Below are 16,729 nucleotides of genomic sequence, written 5' to 3'. Positions count from 1 at the left end.
AGTTCCCCCCAATGTGAAATAAATGGGTATGCCGAAATTCCCCGACCTGCGGCTTCCTCGCGCAGCAATCCGGCGGCCGATTCTAACCACGCGTTCAACGAGCGTGCTTCCGCTGAACGGGTGGGCCGAAAGTCCTCAGCCGAACGGTCCATCAGGTTTCGAAATACCCTTATTTCACAATGCGGCAAATCAGCGAAATGCGCGCGTTGTGCGAACGGCGACAGTGGCCCACGCGAGCACCAACGCGCCGTAGAGCACCACGGCAATACCGGCGAGCATCGTCGACGAAACGCTCCGAGCGAGCGCACTCGTGCCGGTCACCAGCGTGCCGAGCGGGAAGACGAAGCTCCACCACGTCAACGCGAACGGCAGCCCGCGCCGCGCGGTCCGCACGGTGACGGTCGCGGAGATCGCGACCCACAGCAGCGCGAAGCCCCACGTGATCGTGCCGTAGAGAACGCCGAACGCGGTCTGACCGGGCAGCACGGGCACGCCGGCCAGAAGGTTCGCGGCGGTGATCGACTGCCCCAACGGCCCGAGCACGATCCACAACGTCGGCACGGTCGAAGCCGCGCCCAGGCCGTGCTGCACAAGCCGTTGCCAGATCTGCGGCACGATCACCATCGTCGCGAACAGACTTACGCCGAACAGCGCGTAGCACCCGAGCACCATGGCCTGACGCGGTCCATCGGACAGATGCTGTGCCAGCAACGCACCCGAGGCGGCGGACACCATCGGCGGCACCACGGGCATCAGCCAGCCGCCGAACGCGCGCTCGCCGCTGCCGATCATCCGCAACGGCACCAGCACCGACGTGGCCAGCCCGAGCACCGTGCCGAGTGTCCACAGTGTCCAGTCGACGGCGAGGGCGGCGTCGAGGCCGATCCAGTCCTTGCCGAGCAGCAACGCTCCCGTGCCGACGGTCATCAACGCCATCGGTGGCGCGCCCCAGAACTGGGCCATCACCGGGTCAGCGAGCTGCGAGCGCACGGTCGCCCACGTCCAGCGCTTCAGAGCAGCGGCCACCAGGAACACCAGCAGCAGAGCGTCCAAAGCCCAGACAACAGTCGCGGGAGTGTGCAGGCCGGGCATCCCCGCTCCGGCCGTGGCCACGATCCCGGTACCCATCACGGACGCGAACAGGTTCGGACCGAAAGGCGCCGCTCGTTGCACCTCGGGGGCACGGTATGGGTGAGGTGCAAGAGCGGTCACGACACAACAGTCGTCGCCCCCGCACGACCTCGGTAGGCGGCAATCTCCGATGAACGCATAGGCTGTCCCTATGCCTCTGCCGTCCAGGGTCACCGACCTGACCAGCTTCGACCTGCTGTTGAGCGTGGCCGAGCTGGGCAGCATCGGCCGGGCCGCCAAGGCACACGGCATGTCCCAGCCCTCCGCCAGCGAACGTCTCAGAACCCTCGAAGCCCGCGTCGGCGTGCCGTTGCTCGAACGAACGCCGAGAGGAGCCCGCCTCACCACGGCCGGGCAGCTCGTCGCGGGCTGGGCGGCCCCGGTGCTGGCCAAGGCCGTCGACCTCGACGCGGGCATCACGAGTCTCAAAGCGGACCGCCACAGCCACCTCAGAGTCGCCGCGAGCCTCACCGTGGCCGAGTACCTGCTGCCCGCCTGGCTCATCGCGCTCAGAACCGTCAGCCCGGACACCGCCACCGTGCTCACCGCGGGCAACTCGGTCCACGTCGCCGAGCAGGTCCTGGCCGAACGCGCCGACCTCGGGTTCATCGAGTCGACCGACCTGCCGTCCGGACTCACCACCCGCGTCGTGGCGAAGGACGAGCTCGTGCTCGTGGTCGCGCCGACCCATCCGTGGGCCAAGCGCCGCAAGGTGACGGCGACCAAGGCCGCCGCGACCCCGTTGGTGAGCAGGGAGTCCGGCTCGGGCACGCGCCAGGCCTGGGAGCACGCGCTCAAAGCCGCCGGGGTCACCGAGAACGCCGAACCGTTGCTGGAGATGTCCTCCACCACCGCGATCAAGGCAGCGGCGATCGGCGGCATCGGCCCGGCGGTGTTGAGCGTGCACGCCGTCGAAGCCGACCTCGCGACCCGCACGCTGGTCCGCGTCGAGGTGAGCGACGTGGATCTGCACCGCGCGCTGAGGGCGGTCTGGCCGGCGGGCAGGACACCCCGCGGCCCCGCCTCCGACCTGTTGACCATCGCGACCCGTAGTCTCACGAACCGTGCCGACCGGAGGTAGCAAGCAGGTTCGCGCGGCCCGCAAGCGCAAGAAGCGGATGGCGCGGGTCGTCCACGACCTCACCGACGCGCAGTGGGACGCGCTGAAGACGTCCTGGGGCGGCTGCGCCTACTGCTCGAAGCCGTCGGCCTCGCTCCAGAAGGACTGCGTCCAGGCGATCTCGCGCGGTGGCCGGTACACGCTCGGCAACGTCGTCCCGGCGTGCGGGTCGTGCAACGCCAGCAAGTGCAACGCCGAGGTGACGGGGTGGCTGCGGCGCAAGAAGCTCGACGAGCGCGCGTTCCTGGTGCGGCACTACGAGATCTCGAAGGATCTCACGGCGCAGTTCTCAGATGGCGCCTGACCTGATCGCGAACGCCACCGCGTGCGTGCGGTTGCGCAGCTGGAACCGCACGAGCACGTGCTGCACCATGCTCTTCACCGTTCGCTCCGAATAGGACAGTTTCTTCGCGACCTCGGCCGTGGTCCAGCCCTCGGCGAAGAGCCGCAGCATGTCCAGCTCGCGTTCGGCCATGCCGGACATGACCGGCAGCTCGGCCCGGCCCTCGAACGCGGCCAGCACCGTCGACACGAGCCCCTCGGGCGTGAGGTCGCGGCGCGACAGGATCGCGACGACGCGGTGGTCGATGGCGCGCGGCAGTTCGTGGGCGCGCAGGTCGTCGGTGATCAGCACGACGCACGCGGACGTCCGTTGGGCGACGATCCGCAGTTCGGCTGTCAGTCCGGCGCCGTCGGCGGCGACGAGCACGACCTGCGCGTGGTGGGGCGAGTGCTCGGGCAGGACCTGGACCTCGGGCCGCAGCCGCAGGTAGCCCGCGATGCCCCAGCGGGTGACCGAATCCTTCGCGTGGACCGCGACGCGCACTCGTTCCATCGGTGAAGCATTGGGGAGCGCTCTCCATTTGGACTCCACGCCGTCTCCACGCGGCTGCCCGATCGGGCAGGACACGGCGGCAACCGGTGCGGCATTCCCCAAACGGAGGCCGGTCTGTGCCTAGGTTCGCCCCCTCCCCTGCATCAAGGAGGTCTGTCGATGTCCGCCACCATCGATGCCCTCGCGGAACTGGCCACACCCGAGCGTCGCCAAGATCCGTACCCGTTCCTGCACTGGTTGCGCGAGAACGACCCCGTACATCGCACGAGCTGCGGTTTCTACCTGCTGAGCAACTACGAGGACGTCGCTTACGCACTGCAACGGCAGGACGCGTTCGCCGTGCCGGACGAGGCCGCGATGTGGCGCGAGGTCGGTACCGGGAAACGGAGCCATCCGGCGGTCAAGAAGCTGGTCGCGGCGTTCGCGGCGAAGAACCACCCCTGTTACGCGCGCTTGCGGTCCGCGATCGGGCGGGACATGACGCCGGCGAGGGTGCTCCAGCTGCGGCCGCGGATCCTGGAGCACCTCGGCAACCTGTTCGACGATCTCGGTCCGCGCCTGGTCGCGGGCGAGACGGTCGACCTGCACGCAGAGGTGTCCGTGCCGCTGACGCAGTACGTGTTCGCTGACCGAGTGGGCGTGCCCGATGTGGATCGCGCGTGGATCGCGGACACGATCACGTTGATGACGCGGGCGTTGGCGTCCGACGACGCGCAGGTTGTGCTGGAGGCCGACCGGGCGAGCAACGCGGTGGAGGACTACTTCCGCGCACGGGTCGCGGAACGGCGGTCGAGCCCGCGCGACGACCTGATCACGAGGCTGGTCGAGGCGCACGACGGCGACGACCTGCTCATCGCGATTCTCTGGATCATGTGGATGACCGGGTACGAGAGCACGATCTCCGGCATCGACCGCGTGGTGCAGGCGTTCCTCGACCACCCGGCGCTGCGGTCGTGGTGCGGCGACGACCAGTCGAAGGTGCAGCGGTTCCTCGACGAGGCGCTGCGGCACGACGGCGTGGTGCTCTACACGCCGATCCCGCGCATCGCGTTGGACGAGGTCGTGCTGGGTGACGTGCGGATTCCAGCCGGGGCCTCGGTCCGGATGCTGATCGCGGGCGCCAACCGCGACCCCCGCGTATTTCGGGATCCCGACACGTTCGACCCGACCCGCGACCCGCGCCGGATGCTGTCCACGGGCAACTGCTGCGGCACCGCGCTGGGCCGCGCGGAGATGGCGCACGTGGTGACAGGACTGCAACAGCGGTTCCCCACGCTGGTCGCGGCCGGCGCCCCGGCGTGGAGCTCCGCGAGCGTCGCCCACCGGACCGTGGAGACGTTGCCCGCCCGGCTCGCCTGATCCGCGATGTTCGGACGGGCAGTGCGTTGCGCTGAACGGGCGAATACCCTGCCCGCATGGGCGAGCTGCGCGTCGACGTGCTCGGTGATCTGCGGATCACCGTCGACGGCGCGCTGCTCGAACCGTGCCAGCCCCGGCAACGCGCGGTGCTCGCGGTGCTGGCGATGCGGTCGCCGCATCCGGTCTCGCGGGCCGAGCTGATCGACGCGGTGTGGGGCGACGATCCACCGTCGAGTGCGTCGGGCAGCCTGCACACGTACATCAGCGCGTTGCGGCGGCTGGTCGAGCCGGATCTGCCGTCGCGGGCGTGCGGAAGCCTGATCATCACGACCGACAGCGGGTACGCGTGTTCGTTGGCGCCCGCCGATCTGTGCGAGTTCGAGAGTCTGCGGCAGAGCGGGGAACTGCGATCAGCGCTGGACGTCTGGCGCGGCACGGCGTTGTCGGACGTGCCGGGTCCGTTCGCGGAACGGCAGCGCGCCCGGCTGGAGGAGGCACGGCTCACCGCGGTCGAGGACTGGGCCGAGGCGGCGATCTCGGCCGGTGAACACGGCGAGGTGATCGACTCGTTGACCCGTGTCGCGGCCGATCATCCGGTGCGCGAACGGATTGTGCGGCTGTTGATGCTGGCGTTGAGCAAGTCCGGTCGACAGGCCGAGGCGCTGGCGGCCTTCCGTTCGTGTCGTACTGCCTTGGTTGAGGGGTTGGGTGTCGAGCCAGGACCCGAGCTGCAGGAACAGCATTCGCTGATCCTCAAGGGCGGTACCGGTTGTCGTAGCGTGCGGCCGGCTCAGACCACGCACGACACGATCGGGTTCGTCGGGCGTGATGGTGAGATCGCGGAGCTTTGCGCGCGGCTGAGCGGGTCCGAACCACGCACTGTCGTGATCTCCGCGATCGACGGCACCGGAGGGATCGGCAAGACCGCGTTGGCCGTGCACGTGGCGCACCTGCTGGTCGACCGGTTCCCGGACGGGCAGCTGTTCATCGACCTGCAGGGGTTCGCGCCGCACAGTGCTCCTGTGCCTCCCGAAGAGGCGTTGCGGCGGTTGCTCGTCGGGCTCGGGATCGAGCAGAAAGCGCTGCCGGACGATCTCGACGGCCGCGCTGGGATGTATCGCAGCGTGCTCGCCGATCGTCGCGTGCTCGTGTTGCTGGACAACGCTTTCAACGCCGAACAGGTGCGTCCGTTGCTGCCGGGGGTGTCGTCGAGCGCGGTGCTGGTGACGAGCCGCAACCGGTTGAGCGGCCTGGTGGTCTCCGGTGGCGCACATCGGGTGACGTTGGACGTGCTGCCCGAGGTGGAAGCCTTGGGGCTGTTGCGTTCGGTCATCGGCCATCGTCTCGACGCCGAACCACAAGCCGCGCGAGAGCTCGTGCGGTTGTGCTGCGCGCTGCCGCTGGCGTTGCGGGTGGCGGCGGAGCGGGTGAGCATTGGTCCGAACAGGACACTCGCCGCGCTGGTCTCAGAACTCGCCTCGGAACGTCTGGACGTGCTGGAGGCGGACGAGACGACAGCTGTTCGCGCCACGTTCTCCTGGTCCTACCGGGCGTTGGCGCCTGAGGTGGCGCGGATGTTCCGATTGCTGGGCTTGCATCCCGGGCCCGCACCCTCACTCGGAGCCGCTGCCGCGTTGGCCGGGTTGTCCTCGCGCGAGGCACGCAGGCTGCTCGACACGTTGTGCGCCGGCCATCTCGTCGACGAAGTCGCCTTGCGCCGCTACAGCTTCCACGACTTGCTGCGGACCTACGCGCACGAGAAGGCGTTGGACGACGAGGCCACGCCGGAGAAGGCCGTCGACCGGTTGCTGTGCTGGTACCTGCACAGCGCGGACGGTGCGGACCGGCTCCTGTTCCCCGGACGCAGACGCATGCCGCTGCCCGACCTGCCGGAAGACGTTGTGCCGCAGGCTTTCTCGGACGCCGACGACGCGCGCGCCTGGCTGCGGTCCGAGTACGTCAACCTGATCGCGGCGATCCGGCTCGCGGCGTCGAGCGGCAACACCGAACTGGCGGCACGGCTTCCGTTGGCGTTGATGAGCTTCTTCGAGTTCGACTCGCACTTCGACGACGGTCTCGCGATGTACCAACTGGGCTTGGACACCGCTTCCGGCAACACGCGTGCGGAAGCGATGCTGTGCAACAACATGGGCATCCTGCACTCGGTTCGGCGTTCCTACGACGACGGCGAACGATGGTTCCAGCGCGCATTGCCGTTGTGGCGAGAGATCTCCGACGAACACGGCGAGGGCCAAGCGCTGATCAACCTCGCCGGCGTCTACGTGGGCCGCGGCACGGGCGATGGCTCGGCCGCCGAACAGCACCTGCTGCGAGCGTTGGACATCTTCGAACGCCAGGACAACCAGCTCGGCCGGGTCTTCGCCATGACACACCTGACGACGGTGCTGAAGCGCATGCGACGCCTCGACGAAGCACTGGCGTACGGCACGGAGGCCGCCTCCACCGCCCGCGGTCTGGGCGCCGAGGTCATCGAGGCCGCCACGCTCGGCGACCTGGGCCGGTTGCACGAGGACCTGGGCGACTTCCCGGCGGCACTGGCGTGTCACGAGGCCGCGCTGGAGATCCACGTGCGCGTCGGCAACCGGCTCCGCGAGGCCCGCGACCGCCTCTGCGTCGCCTACGTGTGCCGCGAACTGGGCGACTACCCGCGGATGCGCACCGAGCACGCCCGCGCGTTCGCGATGCTGGAGGAGCTCAACCCGGCCGAGGTGGAATCCGAACGGGCGGCGTTCGGCCCGCTGCCTTAGCGCGTGGAGAACACCGGCGGCGGCCCGGTGTACGGCGCGGGCACGATCTCGCCGCTCACGTCGAGCTTGAACCTCATCGCCGGGTAGTACGCGTTCAGCTGCCGCGCGAAGTCACCCGGCGGCGCCGCGACCACGCCGACCACGACGCCCGAACCGTCGACCTCAGGCCCGGTGGACACGATGTCGATGCCCTTCCAGCGCTCGCGGTCGTCCATCACCCGCTTGGCGTACTCGGCCATCTCGACCCGCGTGTACAGGGCGTCGCGGAACTCGATCCGTGCATCCGACACCTTGCGCACCTCTTCGTCGAGCCTCGGATCCGGCTTGCGGTAGACGACGATCATCTCCTTCCGTATCTCCAGCCCGGCGTAGGTATTCGCGAACTCCCTCTCCAGCAAGGGTTGCACCAGGTCCGCGGCCTTCGTGAGAGCCGGGTCGTTCATCGTCGTCGACGGTGGCGGAACCGACGTGGTGAACTCGGCTCGGGGTTCCCGGCGGTTGTTCCCGCAGGACGTCACGGCCACGAGCACCAACACCAGCAGAACGAGTCTCCCCATGGTCGTAGGACGGAACCAGGGGCTTCAGAAGTTGCCCGCTTTCCGGAACGCGATCGCCTGCCCCAGCGCCACAGCCAGGTTCGCACCGGCAAGCGCGATCCACAGCCCGATGAGCCCGTGTGCGGCCGCTGGCACCGCGACGAGCGCGAGCACGCCGTAGCAGGCTGCGAACACCACGAGGCTCGGCGTCGTCCGCTTCAGGCCCGCCAGACCGAACCCCAGCACCGCCTGCACGCCGTCCGCGAGCACCACCAGCACGATCAACGCCAGAAGCTGCCCGACCGCTGACACCACCGCAGGATCACCGGTGAACAGCCGCGGGACGTCACCCAGGACGACCACCGCGCTGATGATCGACAGAGTGATCACCGTGATCACGAGGGCCGCCGTCACCGCGCGCCGCACGCCTTCGGTCCGGGTGCTCACCACGGGCACCACGGCCTGCCCGATCGCCAAGGCCGCCGTGAACGTGAGGCTGACGAGGCTCGTGGCGATGTTGTGGGCCGCGGCGGCGGTCTCGCTCACGCGTGCGGCGGCGATGGCCAGCACGCCGAGCACGGCGAACTTGACCAGCACCGTGCCGGCCATCGGGATGCCCACCTTCGCGAGCTCCAGAATCTGTCCGAAGTGGAGCCCGAAGCCCGGCCGGCCGTCGAGTCGCTTGCGCAGTCCCGACACCGTCATCACGCAGCTCGCCACCTGCGCGGCGCACAGCGAGATGCCGGCACCGTTGAGGCCCAGCCGCGCGACCAGCAACGGCGAGAGGATCGCCACGCAGGCGGCACCCACGAGTCCTGCCCGCATCACGACTTTGCTCTGGCCGAGCCCCACCAAGCACGAGGTGGCCATCGAGCCGAAGGCGTTGACCAGCACCGCCAAGGCCATCAGCAACGGGAACGGCCCCAGCTGCTCGACAGTCGCCGACGGCACACCGGTGGCCCGCGCGATCAACGGAACACAGGCCACCGCGAGCGCGCCGGGCACGCCGACGAACACCGCGAGCCAGGTGCCGTCGCGCACGACTCGCAGCAACCCTGACGGCTCCGCGACGAACGGCATGACCCCGCGCACGGCACCGGAAACCGCTGCCGTGGCGGGGAAGTAGACCGCGACGGTCACCGCGAAGCCTGCCAGCGCACCGGTGCCGAACCGGCCGAGCGCGGCCGTGTTGACCAGCGCTGAGAGCGAGACGGCCACCATCGACAGGTAGAGCGGCAGGGCGATCCTGCCGATCCGTCCGGCGTCGCTAAGCAGCATTCCGCAGCGCGGTGTAGCTCTTGAAGAGCTCGTCCCACGCCTTGCCGCAGCGCGCGTTCAGCTGCCCGTCGGCCGTCGTCCCACCCGCCGCGAACCACGGCTCGCAGGGCGCGATCTCGGTGAGGGCCTTGCGTGTCTGCTCGATGGCGGAACGGCCTGGCGGCGGCAGTTTGTCGGCCTGCTTCTCGACCTCGTCGAGCACGCCTGTCACATCCGGCATGAGGTGGGCGCAGTTGTCGACGCTCGCGACCGGCTCACCCCGCAGCCTCGGGATGCAGGCGGTCAGCAGGATGCCGATGGCGTCGAGCCGGGGTTGCAGGTCTGGCAGCGGGGAGGCCGACGACGAGGTCGGCGCCGGCGTGATCGTGGGCAGGGACGTCGTCCCGGTACCGCATCCGACCAGCAGGAACACCAGCGCAATGGCGGAAGAGCGCATGACCCCACAGCGTAGCCATACGCGAAAACCGCCAGAGCCGGGGTGGCTCTGGCGGTCATTTTCACGCGTAGATCGTCATGCGCGGATGTAGGACTTCACTCCTTCGGGGAAGCCGAGGGAGGCGGTGTCGGCGACGTCGTCGGTCACGACCGCGGACTTGCCCTTGCAGCCCGGCTCGGACCAGATCTTCACGGCGCCGTCGGTCGTCAGCGACGGGAAACCGCCCCGCAGGTCGTTGCACTTGGCCTCGACCTTCACGCCGGTGGCGAAGTTGCTGCCGCTGAAGTCGTCGAAGTTCTTGCCGCTGAAGAAGGTGACGGACGACGCGGGCTTCGCGCCGGGAGCCGGAGTGGGTGAAGTGGTCGGCGCCTCGGCGGGAGCGGTGGCGCGCTTGCCCTCGGGGTTGATCACGAACCACTTGTTGCCGACGTTCTGGCCCTTGATGTCACCGGGCTTCTCGTCCTTGGTGAACAGGTAGATCGGACGCCCGCCGATGGTCACCTGGGTGGTCTTGCCGTCGGCCCGCTTGATGAAGCCGATGTTCTCCCGCTTGATGCCGGGGAAGAACAGCTTGGTGCCCTTGGCGACGGTGATCGGCGTCCACGTCTTCTCGCAGTCACCGTTGCAGTTGGACACTCCGCCGTTCACCGGGTCGTCGCTGAACCAGTAGACGGTGCGACCGGCGCCGTTCACGACCGCGGGCTCCAGACCTCCCGCGTTGGCAACGCGAAGCTCCACCCACTTCAGCTTGACCTCGGGCGCCGCGGCCGCCGGTGCACGGTCGCCGGTGTTCTTGTCGGCCTTGTTGGAGTTGGCCGAGCCGCGCAGGAAGTCCACTTCGGACTGATCAGCCGAAGCCGCCGGGGTCTCCTGGGCCTGTTCCTGGGCGGCGGGAGCGGCGGTGCCGGACTGCGTGGAGCCACAGGCCGTCAGAGCGACGACACCGACCGCGAAAAGGGCAGCAACGATCCCAACTTGCTTGCGACGCATGGGGTTTCTCATTCCTGAGTGGACGATCATCAACCTGTTCCGCCACCAACACGTGCGGCTCGCGGGGGCGGTTCAACGTGAGAGCGCGATCACACGGGCTTTTGGAGCCACCCGGTATCCTCGGTGAACGTGAGCATCAGCCTGAGCAGCGAGTTCGCCACCGCGGTGCCGGAGATGGCCGTCGCCTGGGAGGCAGTTCCGGTCCGAGAACCGGAACTGCTGGCCCTCAACGAGCCGCTGGCGAAGGAGCTCGGCCTCGACCCGGCCTGGCTGCGGAGCAACGGACTGCCGTTCCTGGTGGGCAACGAGGCACCCGGCGTGGCCCAGGCGTACGCGGGTCACCAGTTCGGCGGCTACTCCCCCAGGCTCGGCGACGGCCGCGCGTTGCTGCTGGGCGAGCTGAAGCACGAGGACGGCACGCTGCGCGACCTGCACCTCAAGGGCTCCGGCCGCACCCCGTTCGCCCGCGGCGGCGACGGTCTGGCCGCGGTCGGCCCGATGCTGCGCGAGTACGTGCTGAGCGAGGCGATGTTCGCGCTGGGCATCCCGACCACCCGCTCGCTGGCCGTGGTCAGCACCGGCGCGACCGTCCAGCGCGAGGAACCCCTGGCCGGAGCCGTCCTCACCCGTGTCGCGAAGTCGCACCTGCGCGTCGGCAGCTTCCAGTACGCCCGCAACACCGGCGACCACGACCTGCTGCGCCGCCTCGCCGACCACGCCATCGCCCGCCACTACCCCGGCAGCACCTACCTGGAGCTGTTCGAGCAGGTGGTGGCCGCGCAGGCGTCGCTCGTGGCCCGGTGGATGCTCGTCGGCTTCATCCACGGCGTGATGAACACCGACAACATGACCATCTCCGGCGAGACCATCGACTACGGCCCGTGCGCGTTCATGGAGGCCTACGACCCGACGACGGTCTACAGCTCCATCGACCACCGCGGCCGCTACGCGTTCGGCAACCAGCCGATCGTGGCCGAGTGGAACCTCGCCCGGCTCGCCGAGGCTCTGCTGCCGCTGTTCTCCGACGACGAGGACGCGGCCGTGAAGCTCGCCCTCGAAGTGCTCGGCACGTTCGAGGGGCAGTTCGAACAGGCTTGGATGGGCGGCCTGAACGCCAAGCTGGGCGTGTCCGGGGACATCAAGCCGCTCGTGAAGGACCTGCTCACCCTCATGCACGAGAACCACGTCGACTTCACGACGTTCTTCTGGCGCCTCTCCGCGGCCGCACGGGGTGACGCCGAGCCCGCCCGGTCGCTGTTCCTGGACCTGGCCGGAATCGACGCCTGGATCGCGCGCTGGCGTGAGCTCGGCCCGGACGCCGACGCGATGGACCGGGTGAACCCGGTCTACGTCCCGCGCAACCACCTCGTCGAGGAAGCGCTGGCGGCGGGAGCGGACGGCGACCTCGGCCCGTTCGAACGACTCCTGGACGCCGTGTCCTCGCCCTACGGCGAACGTCCCGGGCTGGAGCACTACTCGACGCCGGCGCCGCAGGACTTCACCACCAACTACCAGACCTTCTGCGGGACCTGATGAAGCTGCAGCCCGTCGGCCACGTCGAATCGCCGCTCACCGACCGCTCCGCCGCCCCCAAGCAGGGCGACGAGGGCGCGCCGGACGCCTGGATCGTGTTCGCGCCGGAGTACGCACGCGCGATGGCCGAGCTCGCCATCGGACAGGACGTGCTGGTGCTGACGTGGCTCGACAAAGCCGACCGGTCGGTGCTGGCGGTGCACCCGCGCAGTGATCCCGAACGGCCGGAGACCGGCGTGTTCTCGACCCGTTCGCCGGACCGCCCGAACCCGATCGGCCTGCACCGCGTGCGGATCCTCGAGGTCGACGGTCAGCGCGTGAAGGTCGCGGACCTGGAAGCGATCGACGGCACTCCCGTCGTCGATGTGAAGCCGCTGCTGGGCACGGAGCGCTGAACCGGGGTACACCAAGGACATGACTCAGCCCGTACCGCCACCAGAACCCATGCCGGGGCCAGGTCCTGACCAGCCGCGCCCGCCCGGTCCCGACCCGGATCCGCTCCCTCCGATGCCAGACCCGAGCTAGGTCGCATCGCGGACATTTCACCTAAAACGCCTGGTCAGCCCACCCAGGCGGCAGATCTCTGTACGATTCGCACCTTGATCGGAGACGAGCAGGGGGCGTCGTGAACAAGATCTTGGTGGCAGGGGCGAGCATCGCGGGACCCGCGCTGGCCCACTGGCTGCACAGGCGCGGAGCCGAGGTGACCGTCGTGGAGCGCTCTCCCGAGCTGCGTCCCGGCGGCCAGGCGGTCGACGCGCGGGGTGTGACCAAGGAAGTCATCCGGCGGATGGGCCTGGACGCGACGATCCGCGCGGCCTGCACCGACACCGCCGGTGCGTACACAGTGGACGTCGACGGCAACGTCGTGGAGACCTACAGCGCCGAGGACGCGGGCGGTGACGGGTTCATCGCGGACATCGAGATCCTGCGCGGAGACCTGTCCCAGATCCTCTACGACGACACCAAGGACGGCGTCGAGTACGTCTTCGGCGACCGCATCTCCGAGCTCACGCAGGACGCGGACGGCGTCGACGTGACGTTCGCGAGCGGCTCGGCCAGGCGCTTCGACCTGGTGATCGGCGCCGACGGCCTGCACTCGGCCCTGCGCGGGATGGTCTTCGGGCCGCGCGAGCAGTTCGTCCGCCACCTCGGGCTCGTGCTCGCCTTCTACAGCGTGCCCAACGAGTTCGGGCTGGACCGCTGGATGTTCGAGTACCAGGACAAGGCCACCGCACGCGCCGCCGGCGTGCGTCCCATCAAGGACGCCACCCAGGCGATGGCGATGTTCACGTTCCCGGCGGCCGACTTCACCGTCGACTACCGGGACATCGAGGGCCAGAAGCGGCTGCTGCGCGAGCAGATGGACGGCATGGGCTGGTGGACCCAGCGCATCCTCAAGCACGCCGACGACACCCCGGACTTCTACCTCGACCAGGTCGCCCAGGTGAAGATGGACAGCTGGTCGAAGGGACGCGTGAGCGTGTTCGGCGACGCGGCGTTCAGCTCGTCGCCGATGTCCGGTCAGGGCACCGGACTCGCCCTGGTCGGCGCCTACCTGCTGGCCGGAGAACTGGCCGCGGCCGGCTGGGACCCCGAGCCCGCGTTCGCCGCCTTCGAGGCACGGATGCGCCCGTACGTCGAGGCCAACCAGGAGATCGGCAGCTCGCACGCGGAGAGCCGTGCCGTGCCCCAGTCGGACGCCGAACCGGGTCCGGAGCCCGACATGGAGGCACTCATGGCTCTCGTCGACCGCGCACTGAACGGCGTCGAACTGCCTGACTACGCCGGGCTTCCGGACTCCCGCGTTTGACGAGGCCGGCCACGGGGTACACCGCGCGCGTGCTCAGTCGTGAGGAAAAGCAGCGGCTGCTGGAGATCGAACAACGGTTCTCCACCACCGAACCCGATCTGGCCCGCGCCCTGAGCGCCGGGCCACGCGTGCGACGAGCCCGCACCTGGCTCGTCGCCGCTCTCGTCGGCGCGCTGCTCGCCGCGGCGGTCGTCGTACTGCTCTGACCGGCGCCTACCGAACGCGCGAGCCGAGCCACTCCCGGACGGACCGCGCGGACGGCACGATCGCCCGCGTGACCGCCGGATCGGCGTCCACCGGGTTCTCGCGCAGCCATCGCCACATGTGGATCAGGTCGTCGCCGACGAACCGCTCGAACAACCAGATCGGCATCGGGAACCGGCGCGGCCGATGCCCGAACGTCTCCCGGTAGAGGTCGCGGCACGCGTCGAGGCTGAGCACGTCGGACACCAGCGCGAGGTCCTCGCCGACGAACCTGTCCGGCTCGGCGAACACCCGTGCCGCGACGGCGCCGAAGTCGTCCGAGCACAGCCACAGCAACGGGCGGTCGCCGCCGATCAGCTTCGGCATCAGGTGCCACGTCGACACCGGCGGGTAGAAGTCCTTGTCCGTCATCAGTTCCATCAACGCCATCGGCCGCAGCACGGTCAGCGGCAGACCGCGTGACTGCAGATGGGCCTTGATGACGAGCTTGGACTCCCACGACCCGACGCCGGTACCGGGCTGGTCGAGACCGGCCGACCCGTAGACGACGTGGCGCACACCCGCTTCGGCCGCCGCATCTCCCACGTTGCGGCCCTGCGCGATCTCCGCGTCCAGCCCGCAGATCATCGGGTTCTGCACGCTGAACACGCCCTGCGCACCGGCGAACGCTGCCCGCAACGTGCCGGCGTCGTTCATGTCCGCGCGCATCACCTGGCACCCCGCCTCCGCGAGACGCCGAGCCTTCGCGGAGGCCGGATCGCGGGTGAGCGCCCGAACCTGCCGGCCGTCCGCGAGCAGGTGCCGGGCGACCGCGCCGCCCTGGCGACCCGTCGCGCCGAGCACCGCGACCAACCCGTCCATGCCTGGTTATCGCACGCGCGGCCGATCGGTTACGACGCCACCGGAATCGCCTCGACGGCCGCCTGTGGTGGCGCTTCGGCGCGGTTCCAGTGCATCCGCGACCACGGCAGGTCCATGTCCTTCAACCTGTTGATCTGCAACGGACGCAACTCGTCCGGCGACGGCGCCTCGGCGTGCCTGGAGTAGGCCGCGTCCACGTATCGGTGCCCGGTGTCCGGGGCCAGCACCACCACGTGACGGTCCGGATCGAGCTTCTGCTCCCACCTCGCCGCCAGGTAGGCCGCGCCCGCCGACAGTCCGGCGAAGATCGCGTGTTCGCGCAGGAGCGCCACGCTGCCGGAGAGCGCCGCGTCGAACCCGAACCAGTGCACGGTGTCGTAGAGCGTGTGCTCGACGTTGCCGAACGGGATGGAGCTGCCGATCCCGGCGATGATGATCTCCGGGTCGTGCACGTGCTCGCTGCCGAACGTGACGCTGTCGAACGGTTGCACGCCAACGAGTTCCACGCTCGGGTCGGTCTCGCGGAGGAACGTGGTCAGCGCTCCCGTCGACGCGCCCGTGCCGACTCCGCCGACGACGGAGAGCCGTGAACAGTCCACATGGGACCGGACCAGGTCGGCGATCGGGCGGTAGCCGCGGTAGTGGACGTCGTCGTGGTACTGGCGCATCCAGTGGTGCCGCGGGTGGTCGCGCAGGATCTCTCGCACCCGCGCGACGCGGCGGCTCTGGTCGAGCTTCAGGCTGGCGGACGGCGGCATCGGCTCGACGGTGGCGCCGAGGATCTCCAGCTGTGTGCGCAGGGTTCGATCCACGGTCGTCGAGGCGATGATGTGGCAGTGCAGGCCGTGGCGGTGGCACGCGAGCGCCAACGCGTGGGCGTAGATGCCGCTGGAACTGTCGACCAGCGTGTCGCCGTGAGCGATCGTGCCGCGTTCGAGGAGGTGGCGGACGGCTTCGAGGGCCGAGGCGACCTTCATGGTCTCGAAGCGCAGGCAGAGGGTGCGGGAGTCGAGGCGCACCAGGGCGGGGCGGCTGAGGGCGTCGGTGATGTGCCCATCGAGGTGACTGTCCACGTCTTCTCTCATGTCCGGTAGCAGAACAGGGCTGTGTCGTCGGCGCTGAACTGCGAGAACGGGAACGGCTCCGCGGACAGCGCGGTGACTCCGGCGCCGAGGAAGTGGCGGGCGACGGCGCTCGCGGTCTGCGCGTAGACGATCAGCGGGATGTCACGTTCGCGGCAGGTGCGCAGGATCTCGTCGAACGTGCCGTTGCCGATCGTCATGCCGGTGGCCACGACCGCGTCGGCGACTCCGAGCACGTCCCGCATGTCCGGCGTGACCGGGTCGCCCCACTGGGTGGTGCGCAGGGACAGATCGCACGGCAGGCACTCGGCGCCCCGGTCGCGGATGGCTTTGACGAGCGGGTTCACCACGCCGATCAACGCGACCTTGGCGCCGGGTTCGACGTCGAGCAACCCCGCCACCGCCGCATCACGTGCCGCGGCGCGCTCTTCTGGCGTTCCCGCCGGGAGCACCACGCGTTCCGCGGTCTCATGTGGACGGACGTTGCCCAGGTACGCGTCGAGCGCGGCAACCCGCACCGGCGCCGGTGCCTCGGTGAGCAGGCGTGCGACGGGAGCTCCGGAGTAGTTCGCGCACACCGCCGGATCGGCTTCACCTTCCGCGAACGCGCACGCACCGAAAGCCTTGCCGACGCGGGCCAGCACGTACTGGTTGCGGTAGGTGGTGTCACTTCCGGCCAGCCGCGTGCCGTGATGCACCCAGAACACACTCGTGGCAAGGACTTCCGCCGGATCCGGTCCGTGTTTCCCGGCCAGCACCTCGGTTATCAGGTCGTCCAGCACT

Annotated in this window: 17 protein-coding genes; 8 read left to right on the top strand and 9 right to left on the bottom strand. The window is 69.3% G+C overall.

Features of this window, described 5'->3' with window-relative positions; all coding sequences use genetic code 11:
• Positions 1–189: 189 nt before the first annotated feature.
• The gene (locus AB0M24_RS13635; protein ID WP_363765693.1) at positions 190–1,173 is read right to left on the bottom strand and encodes a TDT family transporter; all 984 of its coding nucleotides are present in this window, start codon (positions 1,171–1,173) and stop codon (positions 190–192) included.
• 109 nt (positions 1,174–1,282) lie between these two features.
• On the opposite strand from AB0M24_RS13635, the gene AB0M24_RS13630 reads away from it, so the two are divergent.
• Complete coding sequence (locus AB0M24_RS13630) at positions 1,283–2,212, top strand: LysR family transcriptional regulator (RefSeq protein WP_363765690.1); 930 nt, start codon at positions 1,283–1,285, stop codon at positions 2,210–2,212.
• Complete coding sequence (locus AB0M24_RS13625) at positions 2,196–2,555, top strand: HNH endonuclease (protein ID WP_363765687.1); 360 nt, start codon at positions 2,196–2,198, stop codon at positions 2,553–2,555. Before AB0M24_RS13630 ends, AB0M24_RS13625 begins: the two co-directional genes overlap by 17 nt.
• Here the strand turns inward: AB0M24_RS13625 and AB0M24_RS13620 are convergent.
• Entirely contained in the window at positions 2,541–3,086 is a 546-nt protein-coding gene (locus AB0M24_RS13620; protein ID WP_363765684.1) for a LuxR C-terminal-related transcriptional regulator, read from the bottom strand. The genes AB0M24_RS13625 and AB0M24_RS13620 overlap by 15 nt on opposite strands.
• Before the next feature lie 159 nt (positions 3,087–3,245).
• Between AB0M24_RS13620 and AB0M24_RS13615 the strand changes: the two genes are divergently transcribed.
• Together AB0M24_RS13615 and AB0M24_RS13610 are read left to right on the top strand one after the other, a co-directional pair.
• On the top strand, positions 3,246–4,445 hold the full coding sequence (locus AB0M24_RS13615; RefSeq protein WP_363765681.1) for a cytochrome P450: 1,200 nt from the start codon (positions 3,246–3,248) through the stop codon (positions 4,443–4,445).
• A 56-nt stretch (positions 4,446–4,501) separates the two neighbouring features.
• On the top strand, positions 4,502–7,213 hold the full coding sequence (locus AB0M24_RS13610) for a BTAD domain-containing putative transcriptional regulator (protein ID WP_363765678.1): 2,712 nt from the start codon (positions 4,502–4,504) through the stop codon (positions 7,211–7,213).
• Here the strand turns inward: AB0M24_RS13610 and AB0M24_RS13605 are convergent.
• The 4 genes from AB0M24_RS13605 to AB0M24_RS13590 form a co-directional block, all read right to left on the bottom strand.
• Positions 7,210–7,770 carry a hypothetical protein gene (locus AB0M24_RS13605; RefSeq protein WP_363765675.1) on the bottom strand — a complete coding sequence of 187 codons (561 nt, stop codon included), beginning with the start codon at positions 7,768–7,770 and terminating at the stop codon, positions 7,210–7,212. The genes AB0M24_RS13610 and AB0M24_RS13605 overlap by 4 nt on opposite strands.
• A gap of 24 nt (positions 7,771–7,794) precedes the next feature.
• A complete protein-coding gene (locus AB0M24_RS13600) occupies positions 7,795–9,027 on the bottom strand; it encodes an MATE family efflux transporter (protein WP_363765672.1) in 1,233 nt (410 codons plus the stop codon).
• Positions 9,017–9,463, bottom strand: a complete 447-nt coding sequence (locus AB0M24_RS13595) for a hypothetical protein (RefSeq protein ID WP_363765669.1) — start codon at positions 9,461–9,463, stop codon at positions 9,017–9,019. Before AB0M24_RS13595 ends, AB0M24_RS13600 begins: the two co-directional genes overlap by 11 nt.
• A gap of 75 nt (positions 9,464–9,538) precedes the next feature.
• Positions 9,539–10,453 carry a hypothetical protein gene (locus AB0M24_RS13590; RefSeq protein ID WP_363765666.1) on the bottom strand — a complete coding sequence of 305 codons (915 nt, stop codon included), beginning with the start codon at positions 10,451–10,453 and terminating at the stop codon, positions 9,539–9,541.
• 129 nt (positions 10,454–10,582) lie between these two features.
• On the opposite strand from AB0M24_RS13590, the gene AB0M24_RS13585 reads away from it, so the two are divergent.
• The 4 genes from AB0M24_RS13585 to AB0M24_RS13570 all read left to right on the top strand — a co-directional run bounded on the left by AB0M24_RS13585 (position 10,583) and on the right by AB0M24_RS13570 (position 14,005).
• On the top strand, positions 10,583–11,986 hold the full coding sequence (locus tag AB0M24_RS13585) for a protein adenylyltransferase SelO (RefSeq protein WP_363765663.1): 1,404 nt from the start codon (positions 10,583–10,585) through the stop codon (positions 11,984–11,986).
• Positions 11,986–12,381: a tRNA (N6-threonylcarbamoyladenosine(37)-N6)-methyltransferase TrmO gene (gene tsaA / locus AB0M24_RS13580; RefSeq protein WP_363765660.1), complete on the top strand. Its 396-nt coding sequence runs from the start codon at positions 11,986–11,988 to the stop codon at positions 12,379–12,381. Before AB0M24_RS13585 ends, tsaA begins: the two co-directional genes overlap by 1 nt.
• A gap of 230 nt (positions 12,382–12,611) precedes the next feature.
• Positions 12,612–13,799, top strand: a complete 1,188-nt coding sequence (locus tag AB0M24_RS13575; protein WP_363765657.1) for an FAD-dependent monooxygenase — start codon at positions 12,612–12,614, stop codon at positions 13,797–13,799.
• Between the two features lie 29 nt (positions 13,800–13,828).
• A complete protein-coding gene (locus AB0M24_RS13570) occupies positions 13,829–14,005 on the top strand; it encodes a DUF3040 domain-containing protein (protein ID WP_363765654.1) in 177 nt (58 codons plus the stop codon).
• A gap of 7 nt (positions 14,006–14,012) precedes the next feature.
• Here AB0M24_RS13570 and AB0M24_RS13565 read toward each other — a convergent pair whose 3' ends face one another.
• From AB0M24_RS13565 to AB0M24_RS13555, 3 genes are read right to left on the bottom strand one after another with little or no spacing between them, the layout of a single operon-like run.
• Entirely contained in the window at positions 14,013–14,864 is an 852-nt protein-coding gene (locus tag AB0M24_RS13565; protein WP_363765651.1) for an NmrA/HSCARG family protein, read from the bottom strand.
• Positions 14,865–14,893: 29 nt separating this feature from the next.
• Positions 14,894–15,949: a pyridoxal-phosphate dependent enzyme gene (locus tag AB0M24_RS13560; protein WP_363765648.1), complete on the bottom strand. Its 1,056-nt coding sequence runs from the start codon at positions 15,947–15,949 to the stop codon at positions 14,894–14,896.
• A complete protein-coding gene (locus AB0M24_RS13555; RefSeq protein WP_363765646.1) occupies positions 15,946–16,728 on the bottom strand; it encodes a DUF364 domain-containing protein in 783 nt (260 codons plus the stop codon). Before AB0M24_RS13555 ends, AB0M24_RS13560 begins: the two co-directional genes overlap by 4 nt.
• Position 16,729 lies beyond the last annotated feature (1 nt).

Origin of the sequence: Lentzea sp. NPDC051838, assembly GCF_040681245.1 — a bacterium.
In the GTDB taxonomy this organism is placed as follows: domain Bacteria; phylum Actinomycetota; class Actinomycetes; order Mycobacteriales; family Pseudonocardiaceae; genus Lentzea.
Note: the sequence above shows the minus strand (reverse complement) of the source record. Positions and strands in the feature narration are given on the sequence as shown.

Bases quoted from the DNA above. Each gene is read 5' to 3' on its own strand.
- AB0M24_RS13630 (WP_363765690.1), top strand. From the start codon at position 1,283: ATGCCTCTGCCGTCCAGGGTCACCGACCTGACCAGCTTCGACCTGCTG.
- AB0M24_RS13620 (WP_363765684.1), bottom strand. From the start codon at position 3,086: ATGGAACGAGTGCGCGTCGCGGTCCACGCGAAGGATTCGGTCACCCGC.
- AB0M24_RS13615 (WP_363765681.1), top strand. From the start codon at position 3,246: ATGTCCGCCACCATCGATGCCCTCGCGGAACTGGCCACACCCGAGCGT.
- AB0M24_RS13610 (WP_363765678.1), top strand. From the start codon at position 4,502: ATGGGCGAGCTGCGCGTCGACGTGCTCGGTGATCTGCGGATCACCGTC.
- AB0M24_RS13605 (WP_363765675.1), bottom strand. From the start codon at position 7,770: ATGGGGAGACTCGTTCTGCTGGTGTTGGTGCTCGTGGCCGTGACGTCC.
- AB0M24_RS13600 (WP_363765672.1), bottom strand. From the start codon at position 9,027: ATGCTGCTTAGCGACGCCGGACGGATCGGCAGGATCGCCCTGCCGCTC.
- AB0M24_RS13595 (WP_363765669.1), bottom strand. From the start codon at position 9,463: ATGCGCTCTTCCGCCATTGCGCTGGTGTTCCTGCTGGTCGGATGCGGT.
- AB0M24_RS13590 (WP_363765666.1), bottom strand. From the start codon at position 10,453: ATGCGTCGCAAGCAAGTTGGGATCGTTGCTGCCCTTTTCGCGGTCGGT.
- tsaA (WP_363765660.1), top strand. From the start codon at position 11,986: ATGAAGCTGCAGCCCGTCGGCCACGTCGAATCGCCGCTCACCGACCGC.
- AB0M24_RS13565 (WP_363765651.1), bottom strand. From the start codon at position 14,864: ATGGACGGGTTGGTCGCGGTGCTCGGCGCGACGGGTCGCCAGGGCGGC.
- AB0M24_RS13560 (WP_363765648.1), bottom strand. From the start codon at position 15,949: ATGAGAGAAGACGTGGACAGTCACCTCGATGGGCACATCACCGACGCC.